The sequence below is a fragment of the Streptomyces sp. L500 genome, from assembly GCF_054551825.1.
Genome location: NZ_JBTOLC010000019.1, coordinates 20,285 through 32,347, shown reverse-complemented (window position 1 = coordinate 32,347; position 12,063 = coordinate 20,285). Strand labels below are relative to the sequence as shown.

Genomic DNA, 12,063 nt, shown 5'->3' with positions numbered 1-12,063 from the left:
ACGGCACGCACTTGAGGGCCCCCTCCGGGGGCCCTCTTCGCGTTTCCGGCCGCCCGCCGCGGGGGCTTTCCGCGCCTGCCGGCGCGGTTCTACCCCACCCACCCGCCCGATTACCCGAAACCGGATTCCCCGGGTAGGGAGCGCGGCCAGCGGGGCGGGTGCGGCCCGGTGGGTGGGTTTGTGCCCACCCGTTCCGCCCTGCGGAACGCCTGCCCACAAACGGCGTGAGGGGGCGGGGTGGGGTGGATGGGCCCTGGTAGGGGCGTAAGGAGCTCTTCGCCGCTAGGGACAAGGGCCGGGCACCCCTACTGATACCAGGGACCGCGAAGAGCTCAGCCCCGTAAGGGCCCGTCCACCCCACCCCGCCCCCGACCCACGACCCACCGCAAAGCGAAAGGGCGCGCCCCGGCTGTCAGCCGGGGCGCGCCCTTTCGAGGAGAGGGGCGGCGGGGGGGGTTAGCCCATCTCCTCCAGCGCCTTGCCCTTGGTCTCCTTCACGAACTTGAGCACGAAGGGAATCGAGAGCACGGCGAAGACCGCGTAAATGACGTACGCACCCGACAGGTCCCAGTCCGCCAGGCTCGGGAAGCTGGCCGTGATGGCCCAGTTCGCGACCCACTGGGCCGCCGCGGCGACACCGAGCGCCGCGGCGCGGATGCGGTTGGGGAACATCTCGCCCAGGAAGACCCAGACCACGACGCCCCACGAGAGCGCGAAGAAGAGGACGAACGCGTGGGCCGCGACGAGCGCGACCGTGCCCTGCGTGGTGGGCAGGGTGCCGTCGGCCGTCTTGGAGGCGAAGGCCCAGGCCTCCAGGCCCAGGGAGAGCGCCATGCCGACGGAGCCGACGAGCGCGAGCGGCTTACGGCCGATCCGGTCGACGAGGATCATCGCGATCACGGTGCCGACGATGTTGATGATCGACGTGGTGAAGCTGTAGAAGAACGAGCTCTCCGGGTTGACGCCCACGGACTGCCACAGCGTCGAGGAGTAGTAGAACGCGACGTTGATGCCGACGAACTGCTGGAAGACGGAGAGGCCGATGCCGACCCAGACGATGGGCAGCAGGCCGAAGCGACCACCGATGAGGTCCTTGAAGGTGGACTTCTCCTCGCTGTGCATCGCGTGCTCGATCTCGGCGACGCGCTTGTCGACGTCGACGGCGTGGCCCTCGACCTCGGCCAGGATCTCCTTGGCCTTGTCGGTCTTGCCGATGGAGATCAGGAAGCGGGGGGACTCGGGGATGGCGAAGGAGAGCAGGCCGTAGAGGACGGCCGGGACGACCATGACGCCGAGCATGAGCTGCCAGGCCTCGATGCCCAGGACCTTGCCGCGCTGCTCACCGTTGGCGGCGTTGAGGATGCCCCAGTTGACCAGCTGCGAGACGGCGATGCCGACGACGATCGCGGCCTGCTGGAAGGCGCCGAGACGGCCTCGGTAGGCCGGCGGGGAGACCTCGGCGATGTAGGCCGGGCCGATGACGGAGGCCATGCCGATGGCCATGCCGCCCAGGACGCGCCAGAAGGCGAGGTCGTAGAGCGAGAAGGGCACGGCCGAGCCGACGGCGCTGATGGTGAACAGCGTCGCGGAGATCTGCATGACCCGGATGCGGCCGATGCGGTCGGCGAGCTTGCCCGCGACGGCCGCGCCGACGGCGCAGCCGATCAGCGCGATGGCGATGACCTGGGCCAGGGCGGCGGAACCGATGTCGTACTTCCCGCGGATGCCCTCGACCGCGCCGTTGATCACGGAGCTGTCGTAGCCGAAGAGGAAGCCACCCATGGCCGCGGCCGCGGTGATGAAGATGACGTGGCCGAGGTGGTCCGGCTGGGCCTTGCGGCCCTCGGACCCCTGCGCCATCGCAGTGCTGGTCAAGGTTTTCTCCTGGGCCCGGCCACGTTGCCGGGAGTGGGGGGCGGCCTTTCCCGTGGGACAGATCCAGTGGGACACAAGATCAAGGGGGTCACCACGTGAAGGCGCGAGCGTCGTGGGAGACCCTATGTCTTCAATTTTCTAAGTCAATAGGTTGTGATGAAGAAGTTTCCCGGGCGTTTCCCCACCGTTGGCTTCAATACTTGAATCGATCTTGGCTAGTTGAGCCGCTGGCTGATCACCTTCGACACTCCGTCGCCCTGCATCGACACTCCGTAGAGCGCGTCGGCCACTTCCATGGTCCGTTTCTGGTGAGTGATCACAATCAGCTGGGAGCTCTCCTGGAGTTCCCTCATGATCCCGATCAGCCGCTGGAGATTGGTGTCGTCCAGCGCCGCCTCGACCTCGTCCATGACGTAGAACGGGCTCGGCCGGGCCTTGAAGATGGCGACGAGGAGGGCGACCGCGGTCAGGGAGCGCTCGCCGCCCGACAGCAGGGACAGCCGCTTCACCTTCTTGCCGGGCGGCCGGGCCTCCACGTCCACGCCCGTCGCCAGCATGTCGTCCGGGTCGGTGAGCACCAGCCGGCCCTCGCCGCCGGGGAAGAGCCGGGAGAAGACGCCCTCGAACTGCCGGGCCGTGTCGTGGTATGCCGCCGTGAAGACCTCCTCCACGCGCTTGTCCACGTCCTTGACCACCTGCAGCAGATCGGCCCGGGTCTTCTTCAGGTCCTCCAGCTGCTCGGAGAGGAACTGGTGGCGCTCCTCCAGCGCCGCGAACTCCTCCAGGGCCAGCGGGTTGACCTTGCCGAGCTGCTGGTAGGCGCGTTCGGCGGCCTTCAGGCGCTTCTCCTGGGCGGCCCGGTCGTAGGGCACGGGCCGGTTGCGCGGGTGATCCGGGTCATCGGGGAGCTGCTCGCCCTCGGCCGGGGGCGAGGGCGGTACGGGCTGGTCGGGCCCGTACTCGGCGATCAGGACGGCCGGCTCCACGCCCAGCTCCTCCAGGGCCTTCGCCTCCAACTGCTCAATGCGCAGCCGCTTCTCGGCGCCGAGGACCTCGCCTCGGTGGACGGAGTCGGTGAGCTTGTCCAGCTCCGTCTTCAGACCCCGGGACCGGTCGCGCTCAGCGGTCAGTTCCACCTCCCGCTCGGCCTTCGCGCGCTCGGCCCGGCCGCGTTCCTCGTCCGCGCGCAGCAGCGAGACCTCCACGTGGGCCAGGAGCTGGCGGGCGCCGGACGCGACGGCCCCGGCGATCCGCGCCTCGTGCGCCAGCCTGGCCTGCCGCCGCTCGGCGCGGGCGCGCGCCTCGCGTTCGGCGCGGGCCGCGCGGTCGAGCCCGTCGGCCCGGCCGGCGAGCGCCTTGACCCGCTCCTCGTGGGTGCGGACCGCGAGGCGCGCCTCCATCTCGGTCTGCCGCGCGTTGGCGCCGTCGGCGGCGAGGCGGTCACGGACGGAGGTGTCGGGTTCGTCCGCGCCGTGCTCGTCGTCGAGCTCCTCGGCCGCCGCGAGCCGGGCGGCGAGCTCCTCGGCCTCCTCGGTGGCCCGCAGGAGCGCCTCCTCGGCGCGCGCTACCGCCGCGGCGGTGCGCTCGGCCTCACCGGCCGCCGCCCTGGCCTGCCCGGCGAGGCGGCCGAGGGCCTGGGCGGTCCGCGACTTCTCCCGGTCGGCGTCGCCGCGGCGGGCCGCCAGCTCCTCGACGAGGGCGGCCGCGGCCGCGCGGCGCTCCTCGGCGGTGTGCCGGGCCTCGGCGAGCGCGGCGCAGCGGGCGGTCAGCCCGGTCAGTTCGGCGGTCGCCTCGTCCACGGCCGCCTGGGTCTCCAGGAGGCTGGGGGCGCCGCCGGAGCCGCCCTGGGCGAGGTGGGCGCCGAGCAGATCGCCGTCGGCGGTGACGGCGGTGCGCTCGGGGTGGCTGCGGACGAGGGCCTCGGCGTCCTCGAGCGTGTCGACGACGACGTAGCCGCGCAGCAGCCGGCGGACGGCGGGCATCAGGTCGTCGGGGCCGCGTACCAGGCCGGCGGCCGGGAGAGCGCCGGCGGGGGCGTCCTCGGCGTCCGCAAGGTGAGGTGACGTTCCTTCTGCGGGCCCCGCGAGCAGGAGGGTGGCCCGGCCGGCGTCCTCCTTCTTCAGCAGGCGCAGCGCCTCGGCCGCGGCGGCGGGGCCGGTGACGGCGATCGCGTCGGCCGCCGTGCCCAGGGCGGCGGCGACGGGGAGCTCGTACCCGGGGGTGACGGTGAGGAGTGCGGCGGCGGGGCCGAGGAGTCCGGTCAGTCGTTCCCGCGCGCTCAGCAGCGCTCCGGTGCCGTCCTTGCGGCGGAGGCCGAGGGCGAGCGCGTCGCGGCGGGCGGTGACGGCGGCGCGGCGGCGGTCGGCCTCGGCGGCCTCCTCACGGGCGGCGTCGAGGGCGGCCTCGGCGGCGGCCAGCCCGGCCCTGGCCGCGTCGTGGCGGGCGGCGAGCTCGGCGTCGTCGGCCGCGGTGCCGTCGGCCTCGGCCTGGTGGCGCTCGTACTCCTCCTGTGCGGCGGCCGCGCGTTCGGCGGCCTCGTCGCGGGCGGCCGCGAGGCGGCCGATCTCGGCCTCGGCGGAGGCGGCGCGGCCGTGGGCGGCGGTGACCCGGCCCTGGAGCCGGGCGAGGTGTTCGCGGCGGTCGGCGATGGCGCGGGCGGCGTCCTTGAGGCGGCGTTCCTCCTCGGCGAGGCGGCGTTCGAGCTCGGCGCGGTGTCCGGCGGTGGCCTCCAGGGCGTGGCCGGCGGCCTCCAGGGCGGCTTCGAGCTCGGCTTCCTGTTCGCGGACGCGGGCGGCCTCGCGTTCCAGGTCCTCGGGGTCGCGGCCGCGGCGCTCCTCGGCGGGGGCGGTGGTGGCGCTGGCGACGCGGGCGTCGGCGAGGCTGACGGTGCCGCGGACGCGTTCGGCGAGCCGGGAGAGTTCGTGCCAGGTCTGCTGGGCGCGGGTGAGGCGCGGCGCGAGCTCGCGGACGTGCTCCTCCAGGGCGGCCTCGCGGAGGGCGGCGGCCCGCAGTTCGGCCTCGGCGGCGTCCTTGCGGGCCTTGAGGGCGGCCTCGTCGGCGATCTCGGCGCGCAGGGCCTCGCGGAGGGCGACCAGGTCGTCGGCGAGCAGCCGGAGCCGGGCGTCGCGCAGGTCGGCCTGGATGACGGCGGCGCGGCGGGCGACGGCGGCCTGCCGGCCGAGCGGTTTGAGCTGGCGGCGCAGTTCGTCGGTGAGGTCCTGGACGCGGGCGAGGTTGGCCTTCATCGCGTCGAGCTTCCGCAGCGCCTTCTCCTTGCGCTTGCGGTGCTTGAGGACGCCGGCGGCCTCCTCGATGAAGGCGCGGCGGCCCTGGGGGTCGGCGTGGAGGACGGAGTCGAGCTGGCCCTGGCCGACGATGACGTGCATCTCGCGGCCGATGCCGGAGTCGGAGAGGAGTTCCTGGATGTCGAGCAGCCGGCAGGTGTCGCCGTTGATCTGGTACTCGCTGCCGCCGTTGCGGAACATGATCCGCGTGATGGTGACTTCCGCGTAGTCGATGGGCAGGGCACCGTCGGAGTTGTCGATGGTGAGGGAGACCTCGGCCCGGCCCAGCGGGGGGCGGCCGGTCGTCCCGGCGAAGATGACGTCCTCCATCTTGCCGCCGCGCAGCGACTTGGCGCCCTGCTCGCCCATGACCCAGGAGAGCGCGTCCACGACATTGGACTTCCCCGAGCCGTTGGGGCCGACGACACAGGTGATCCCGGGCTCGAAGCGCAGCGTGGTGGCGGAGGCGAAGGATTTGAAGCCGCGCAGGGTAAGGCTCTTGAGGTGCACGCGGTAGGACTCTACCGGCCGTGCGCCGCCCGGCGCGGCCGCGCGCCGGGCGCTGGCGCGCCGCTCTGAACAATGGGTTTCGCCCGGGAATCTTCAGGGCACACCATGCGTGAGACGACCGCGGAGAGGATCAGGGGGACGGGAGGACGGCGAGCGAGATCGCCGCACACGACGAAGGGACGCCGAAGCGTCCCTTGTGAGTGCGAACTCTCCAGCGGCTGACGGTTGCGGTCCGACCGAGCGCCCCGGGGCAGGGCACGGGTCAGGCGAGCGCGGGCTCCGCCTTCGATACGTCGATGCTGTCGAGCAGCGAGTCACCACGGTGAGCGGCGGCAGTCAGCGCGTCGTTCTCGGCCTGCATCCGAATGAGCTCGGATTCAAGGTCCTGGACACGCTGCTGGAGCCGTCGCATCTCGGAGAGGACTCGGGGGTCGGAGCCGCCGACGTAACCGAGAAGCGCCTTTGCCATGATGGATGGTCCTCCACACTGAGTGACCGACCGAAGCGGTGTGGGTCGTGAGGGAATCGCACCCGCGGTGTCTGCCATCACTACTGCGGTGTTCCAATGCCAAACAGCTAAGGTGCGCGGGGCTTCCAGAGTCTCACCAAAAGGTTTGACGGTCAACACGATCACACCCCGTATCCGCAGGCGTCCCAGGGGTGCGCGGGGGTTTATCCGCACCGCATTCCGCGCCCGGGGCTCGAGGGGGCGTAGAGATCATCCGTTGACAGGCAGCCTTGCACGATGCGGCCCGGTTGGCAACCATCAGGCGATTTCCTGCCCTCGCATATACCAATGGCATATGCGAGGGGACACTCCTGCGACGCGATTTCCGGGAAAGTCGAGCCGATATCCGATTTTCCGGCAGTCGGATCAGCGGATCTCGAAACCGTCGTATCCGCCCTTGGGCGGGCCCCAGATCTCGGTGACACCGTCCACCCGCCCGGGCGTGTCGCCGTCCCGCAGCCAGTCGAGCAGCTGTTCGCAGCCCTGGCGGGAGCCCTCGGCGACGACCTGCACCCGGCCGTCGGAGAGATTGGAGGCGAAGCCCTCCAGGTCACCGATCTGCAAGGCGTTGGCCCGAGTGAACCAACGAAAGCCCACACCCTGCACATGTCCACGGACCCATGCCGTGAGACGAACATTCTCGTTCATGTCTGCACGTTAACCGGCCAATTAGATAAGCAGCACTTCGGCCCACCATCCCGTGCCGTACAGTCGCGGCCGAATAAGGCTACCCCGTACGAGTGATGCACCTTGGCGCCGAACACGTAAGGAAGGCAGTGGATGGGTCGCCATCGACGCTCTGCCCGTGCGACCGCTGACGAGGCGGTGGCGAATGCCCGGCCCGGCCGGGCTCCCCTGACGAGCGAGACGCCTGGAGTGTTCGGGACCGAGGATCCGGCCGAGGCGGTCACCCAACCCATTCCCATCGTCCGCCCCAACCCCACCGGTGCCGGCCGGCACCGCAGCCCCCACCGCACCAAACGCAAGGCGGGCCGACCGCTCAAGACCGGCGCGGCGGCGGCCGGCCCGGGCGGCGGCAAACCCCCCAAGCCCGCGCCGCCCGCCCGGCGGGCCGGGCTGCTCGGCGCGTCGGCGGCCGTGGCGATGGGCGCGGTCGCGGTGGTCTCCGGCCTGCTGCCCAGCGGGGCCTTCCCGCCCGCCGATTCCCACTCCCCCGGCTCCGGCGGCAGCGGACACGTGCTGGCGGACGCCCCGCCGGAGGCGCCGGTGCCCCCGCCCCGGCGCGACGGACCGGCCGCCGCCCCGGCGGACCGGGCGGACGGGCGCGACGGACCGGCCCGGGCCCAGGGGGCGCGGCCGGAGCGCGACGCGGCGGCACCACCGGCGGCGCCGACCGCACCGGCGGCCTCAGGGCCGGCCCCGGCGGAGGCCCGGAGCGCCCCGGTGGAGCCGGTGAGCGCGCCCGGGCGCGGGAACCCCCCGGCGAACCGGGGCGCCGAGCGCCCCCCGGCCGCTTTCGACGCCCCGCCCGGCGCCCACCCCCAGGGCCGGGCGCGCGCCGCCGTCCCCAGCGCGCGCCCGGCACCGCCCGCCCCCGGCACACCTCGGCGCCCCTCGGTGCACGAGCCCGCCGAACACGCCGATCACGACCCCGACGACGACCTGGGCGCGCTGCCCGGAACGCTCGCGGACACCCGGTCGTCCGCCGCGCACCTGATGTTGTCCCTGGTCAACGCCGAGCGGGCGAAGGCCGGCTGCCGCCCGCTGCGGCCCAGCGGCAACCTCAACCGGCTGGCCCAGTCCTTCAGCGACGACATGGCCCGGCGGGGCTTCTTCGACCACACCGACCCGGACGGCCGGACCCCCTGGGACCGGGCCGCCCGGCGCGGCATCAAGAACCTCGGCGGGGAGAACATCGCACGCGGCCACCCCGACGCCCACACGGTGATGGAGGCCTGGATGCGCAGCAGCGGCCACCGGGCGAACATCCTCAACTGCGACTACCGGAGCATCGGCGTAGGGGTGCACCACGGGGGCAACGGCCCCTACTGGACACAGGACTTCGGCTACTGACGCCACCGAGGTCACCGACCGGGCCGTGACGCACCGCTGCCCCGGCCGTACGGCGGTACGGCCGGGGCAGCGGCGTCCGGTGGCCGCCCGGGATCGGGCGGCGCGATCAGGCGACGGATCAGGCGGAGGCGCGGCCCGCGACGTAGATCCGGGTCTGCTCGGCGACGCGGCGGCCCAGCAGCTCGGCGGTGGCTATGTCCGCCTTGTGGACGCCCTCGGGGCCCTGGTCGTTGTTGGTCTGGGCACCGGCGCCGAGGAAGAAGCCGAGGCGGTTGATGTCGTTCTCGGAGGCGGTGGAGCTGTTCCAGCCCGGCATCGCGCCCAGGCCGACCCAGTGCATGCCGTGCTGAGCGGCGAGGACGGTGAAGAACTGCAGGGTGTGGAGCTTGTCACCGCTCTTGGAGGCGGAGTTGGTGAAGCCCGCCGCGATCTTGTCCTGCCAGGCGCGGGTGAACCAGCGCTTGGACGACGCCTCGGCGAAGACGTGGAAGGCGCCCGAGGCGGTGCCCATGTAGGTGGGCGAGCCGAAGACGATGGCGTCGGAGGCGTCGAGGAGCTCCCACTGCGCGTCGGTGATCTCGGCGACGTTGATCAGGTGGACGGTCGCCCCGGCCCCGGCGGCACCGGCGCGGACGGCCTCGGCGAGGACGGCGGTGTGGCCGAAGCCGGAGTGGTAGGCGATGGCGACGACGGGCGTGGTCACGATGGGGCTCCCTGGAAAAGCTGGTTGCGCTGACTGGGTGACCAAAGGAAAGCACTAACTTTTGGTTAGCGCAACCCCTTGGTTAGCGCTGTGCGAGAGTATGGTGTCCTCATGACGACGATCGACGGCACGGACGAGCAACTGCCCTTCGACGTCTTCGCGCGCAACTGCCCTTCGCGCGAGACCCTGGGGCACGTCACGGGCCGCTGGGGCGCGCTGACCCTCGGCGCCCTGCGCGAGGACACGCTGCGCTTCAACGAGCTGCGGCGGCGGGTGGAGGGCGTCAGCGAGAAGATGCTGTCGCAGACGCTCCACGCGCTGGAGCGTGATGGTCTTGTGCACCGGGAGGCGCAGCCGACCAATCCGCCACGGGTCGATTACCGGCTGACGCCGCTGGGCCGCGACGTGACCGGGCGGCTGATGGGGCTCATCGAGCTCCTTGAGGAGCGCATGCCGGAGGTTCTGGCCGCGCGGCAGCGGTACGACTGCGAGCGCTGAGCGCTCCGCTGAGGTTCCGTACGTTTTATCCGCGCGGGTGCGTCGTGGCTGGGCGCGCAGTTCCCCGCGCCCCTTTGGGGCGCTGCCCCGGGGCGCTCAGACCGCGCGTGGCGGGCGCTGGCAGTGGGGGCAGAAGTAGCTGGAGCGGTTCATCCAGGGCCGGCGGCGGATGGGCGTGCCGCAGCGGCGGCACGGCTCGTCCTCCCGGCCGTACGCGTCCAGCGAGCGGTCGAAGTAGCCCGACTCGCCGTTCACATTGACGTAGAGGCTGTCGAAGCTGGTGCCGCCGACCGCGAGGGCCTCGGCCATGACCTCGCGGATGTGGGTGAGCAGCTCGGTCGTGCGTGGCCGGGTCAGGCTCGCGGTCGGGCGCTCGTAGTGGAGCCGGGTGCGCCACAGCGCCTCGTCGGCGTAGATGTTGCCGACACCGCTGATCAGCGACTGGTCGAGCAGGGCGCGCTTGATCGTGGTCCGGCGGCCACGCAGCGCGGTGTGGAAGGCGGCGTCGTCGAAGGCCGGGTCGAGGGGGTCGCGGGCGATGTGCGCGATCACGTCGGGCAGCCCGTCGGGGTCGCCCTCCACCGTGTCGTGGAGCGAGAGCCCGCCGAAGGTGCGCTGGTCGACGAAGCGCAGCTCGGTCGCGGTGGCGTCGGCGAAGCGGACGCGGACGCGCAGGTGCTTCTCGTCCGGGGAACCCTGCGGCTGGACGAGCAACTGGCCGCTCATGCCCAGGTGGGCGAGGACGGCCTGGGTGGGCGCGCCCGTCCCGGTGAGGGGTTCCAGGGGCAGCCAGAGGTACTTTCCGCGCCGGCGCGCGGCGCCCAGCTTGTGGCCGGTCAGCCGGTCGGCGAAGTCGGCCGGCCCCGCCGGGTGGCGGCGGACGGCCCGGGGGTGGAGGACCTCCACGGCGGCGACGACGCGGCCGGAGACCCAGCGCTCCAGACCCCGCCGGACGACCTCGACCTCGGGCAGCTCGGGCACGGCGCTCCTCGACGACAGCGAAAGGGAAAAGGAAACGGTCCGGGCCGCGGTGCTCTCGCACCGCGGCCCGGACCGCCGTATCTCAGCTGGAGGACTTCTCCCCCGGCAGCGCGCCGGACTCGGCGGCGGCCTTCTCGGCCGCCACACGGGCTTCCGCCGCGCTGTTGATGGCGCGCCAGGCGGACTCCGCCGCCTGCTGCTCCGCTTCCTTCTTGCTGCGGCCGGTGCCGGTGCCGTACGCGACACCACCGACGCGGGCAGCAGCCGTGAAGGTCTTCTCGTGGTCCGGACCGGTCTCGGTGACCAGGTACTCCGGAACGCCGAGACCCTCGGTGGCGGTCAGCTCCTGGAGGCTGGTCTTCCAGTCCAGGCCGGCGCCGAGGTTCGAGGACTTCTCGATCAGCGGGTCGAAGAGCCGGTGCACCAGCTCCGCGGCCGCGTCGAGGCCCTGGTCGAGGTAGACCGCACCGATGACGGCCTCCAGGGTGTCCGCGAGGATGGATGCCTTGTCCCGGCCGCCGGTGCCCTCTTCGCCCCGGCCGAGCCGGATGAAGGAGCCCAGGTCCAGGCCCCGGCCGACTTCGGCCAGCGCCCGTGAGTTGACCACCGCGGCGCGCAGCTTGGCGAGCTGGCCCTCGGGGAGGTCCGGGTGGATGCGGTACAGCGTGTCGGTGACCACCAGACCCAGGACGGAGTCCCCGAGGAACTCCAGCCGTTCGTTGGTGGGCAGCCCGCCGTTCTCGTAGGCGTAGGACCGGTGCGTCAGCGCACGCACCAGAAGGGCGGACTCGAGTGTGTACCCGAGCCGCCCTTCCAGAAGCGTGTGGGACGAGGCCGTGTCCGCCGACGCCTTCTTCGGCGCAGTGGCGTCTGACATGAAGCCTGTCACCCGCCGATCAGACCGCGAGGACCTGGCGCTTGTTGTAGGTGCCGCAGCTGGGGCACGCGATGTGCTGCTGCTTCGGCTCGTGGCAGCGCTCGCACGCCACCAGGGGGGTGACCGCAGCCTTCCACTGCGACCGGCGGTGGCGCGTGTTGCTGCGCGACATCTTCCGCTTCGGAACAGCCACGGCTACTTCTCCTGTGTGTCATCCCCGCCGGAGCGGGGTGCGTTGTCCTTCTCGCCGGCCGTTTCGGATCCGGCGAGTCCCTTCAGTGCCGCCCAACGGATGTCGACGGACTCGTGGTGGTGGTCCGGGTCGTCCGCCAGCCGCTCTCCGCATTCGGAGCAGAGGCCGGGGCAGTCGTCCTGGCACACCGGCTGCAGCGGCAGTGAGAGCACCACCGCGTCCCGCAGCACGGGTTCGAGGTCGAACAAGTCGTCCTCGAGGTGGAGGATGTCCTCCTCATCGTCCTCGGCGTCGTCGTCCGTGGCCACGATGCGGCCCCGGGCGTCGGCGTCGGGGTAGGAGTACATCTCCTGGAAGTCCGCTTCGAACTCTCGCTCGAGCGGCTCCAGACACCTTACGCACTCCCCGGTGAGCGGCGCACGGGCGGTGCCTGTGACAAGCACCCCTTCCATGACCGACTCGAGCCGGAGGTCGAGCTCCACCGTCGCGCCCTCGGCCACACCGATGACCTCGATACCGAGATCGCGGGGGGCGGGGACGGAGCGGGAGACCCTCTTCAGCGCACCGGGACGCCGGCCCAGCTCGCGCGTATCGAACACG

Annotated in this window: 11 protein-coding genes; 2 read left to right on the top strand and 9 right to left on the bottom strand. The window is 72.2% G+C overall.

What is annotated here, in order from left to right:
* Positions 1-456: 456 nt before the first annotated feature.
* From ACX9I7_RS18955 to ACX9I7_RS18940, 4 genes are all read right to left on the bottom strand, one after another.
* Positions 457-1,950 (bottom strand): sugar porter family MFS transporter, encoded by a 1,494-nt coding sequence (locus ACX9I7_RS18955; protein WP_387565671.1) that lies wholly within the window; start codon positions 1,948-1,950, stop codon positions 457-459.
* Positions 1,951-2,090: 140 nt separating this feature from the next.
* Positions 2,091-5,669, bottom strand: a complete 3,579-nt coding sequence (smc, locus tag ACX9I7_RS18950; RefSeq protein WP_459387981.1) for a chromosome segregation protein SMC — start codon at positions 5,667-5,669, stop codon at positions 2,091-2,093.
* A gap of 262 nt (positions 5,670-5,931) precedes the next feature.
* Positions 5,932-6,138 (bottom strand): hypothetical protein, encoded by a 207-nt coding sequence (locus ACX9I7_RS18945; protein WP_126918241.1) that lies wholly within the window; start codon positions 6,136-6,138, stop codon positions 5,932-5,934.
* A 405-nt stretch (positions 6,139-6,543) separates the two neighbouring features.
* Positions 6,544-6,825 carry an acylphosphatase gene (locus ACX9I7_RS18940; RefSeq protein WP_358630574.1) on the bottom strand — a complete coding sequence of 94 codons (282 nt, stop codon included), beginning with the start codon at positions 6,823-6,825 and terminating at the stop codon, positions 6,544-6,546.
* Positions 6,826-7,053: 228 nt separating this feature from the next.
* On the opposite strand from ACX9I7_RS18940, the gene ACX9I7_RS18935 reads away from it, so the two are divergent.
* Positions 7,054-8,211 (top strand): CAP domain-containing protein, encoded by a 1,158-nt coding sequence (locus tag ACX9I7_RS18935; protein ID WP_459387980.1) that lies wholly within the window; start codon positions 7,054-7,056, stop codon positions 8,209-8,211.
* Positions 8,212-8,329: 118 nt separating this feature from the next.
* On the opposite strand, the gene ACX9I7_RS18930 is transcribed toward ACX9I7_RS18935, so the two are convergent.
* Positions 8,330-8,914 carry a flavodoxin family protein gene (locus tag ACX9I7_RS18930; RefSeq protein ID WP_387565680.1) on the bottom strand — a complete coding sequence of 195 codons (585 nt, stop codon included), beginning with the start codon at positions 8,912-8,914 and terminating at the stop codon, positions 8,330-8,332.
* Positions 8,915-9,025: 111 nt separating this feature from the next.
* Between ACX9I7_RS18930 and ACX9I7_RS18925 the strand changes: the two genes are divergently transcribed.
* Positions 9,026-9,412, top strand: coding sequence for a winged helix-turn-helix transcriptional regulator (locus ACX9I7_RS18925; protein WP_459387979.1), 387 nt, complete (start codon positions 9,026-9,028; stop codon positions 9,410-9,412).
* A 96-nt stretch (positions 9,413-9,508) separates the two neighbouring features.
* On the opposite strand, the gene mutM is transcribed toward ACX9I7_RS18925, so the two are convergent.
* The 4 genes from mutM to ACX9I7_RS18905 all read right to left on the bottom strand — a co-directional run bounded on the left by mutM (position 9,509) and on the right by ACX9I7_RS18905 (position 12,062).
* Positions 9,509-10,393, bottom strand: coding sequence for a bifunctional DNA-formamidopyrimidine glycosylase/DNA-(apurinic or apyrimidinic site) lyase (mutM, locus tag ACX9I7_RS18920; RefSeq protein WP_459387978.1), 885 nt, complete (start codon positions 10,391-10,393; stop codon positions 9,509-9,511).
* Positions 10,394-10,475: 82 nt separating this feature from the next.
* Positions 10,476-11,270, bottom strand: coding sequence for a ribonuclease III (gene rnc / locus ACX9I7_RS18915; RefSeq protein WP_189451140.1), 795 nt, complete (start codon positions 11,268-11,270; stop codon positions 10,476-10,478).
* A gap of 19 nt (positions 11,271-11,289) precedes the next feature.
* Positions 11,290-11,463 carry a 50S ribosomal protein L32 gene (gene rpmF / locus ACX9I7_RS18910; protein ID WP_086575354.1) on the bottom strand — a complete coding sequence of 58 codons (174 nt, stop codon included), beginning with the start codon at positions 11,461-11,463 and terminating at the stop codon, positions 11,290-11,292.
* A gap of 2 nt (positions 11,464-11,465) precedes the next feature.
* On the bottom strand, positions 11,466-12,062 hold the full coding sequence (locus ACX9I7_RS18905; protein ID WP_189451142.1) for a YceD family protein: 597 nt from the start codon (positions 12,060-12,062) through the stop codon (positions 11,466-11,468).
* Between the last annotated feature and the right edge of the window lies 1 nt (position 12,063).

Bases quoted from the DNA above. Each gene is read 5' to 3' on its own strand.
- ACX9I7_RS18945 (WP_126918241.1), bottom strand. From the start codon at position 6,138: ATGGCAAAGGCGCTTCTCGGTTACGTCGGCGGCTCCGACCCCCGAGTC.
- ACX9I7_RS18940 (WP_358630574.1), bottom strand. From the start codon at position 6,825: ATGAACGAGAATGTTCGTCTCACGGCATGGGTCCGTGGACATGTGCAG.
- ACX9I7_RS18925 (WP_459387979.1), top strand. From the start codon at position 9,026: ATGACGACGATCGACGGCACGGACGAGCAACTGCCCTTCGACGTCTTC.
- rnc (WP_189451140.1), bottom strand. From the start codon at position 11,270: ATGTCAGACGCCACTGCGCCGAAGAAGGCGTCGGCGGACACGGCCTCG.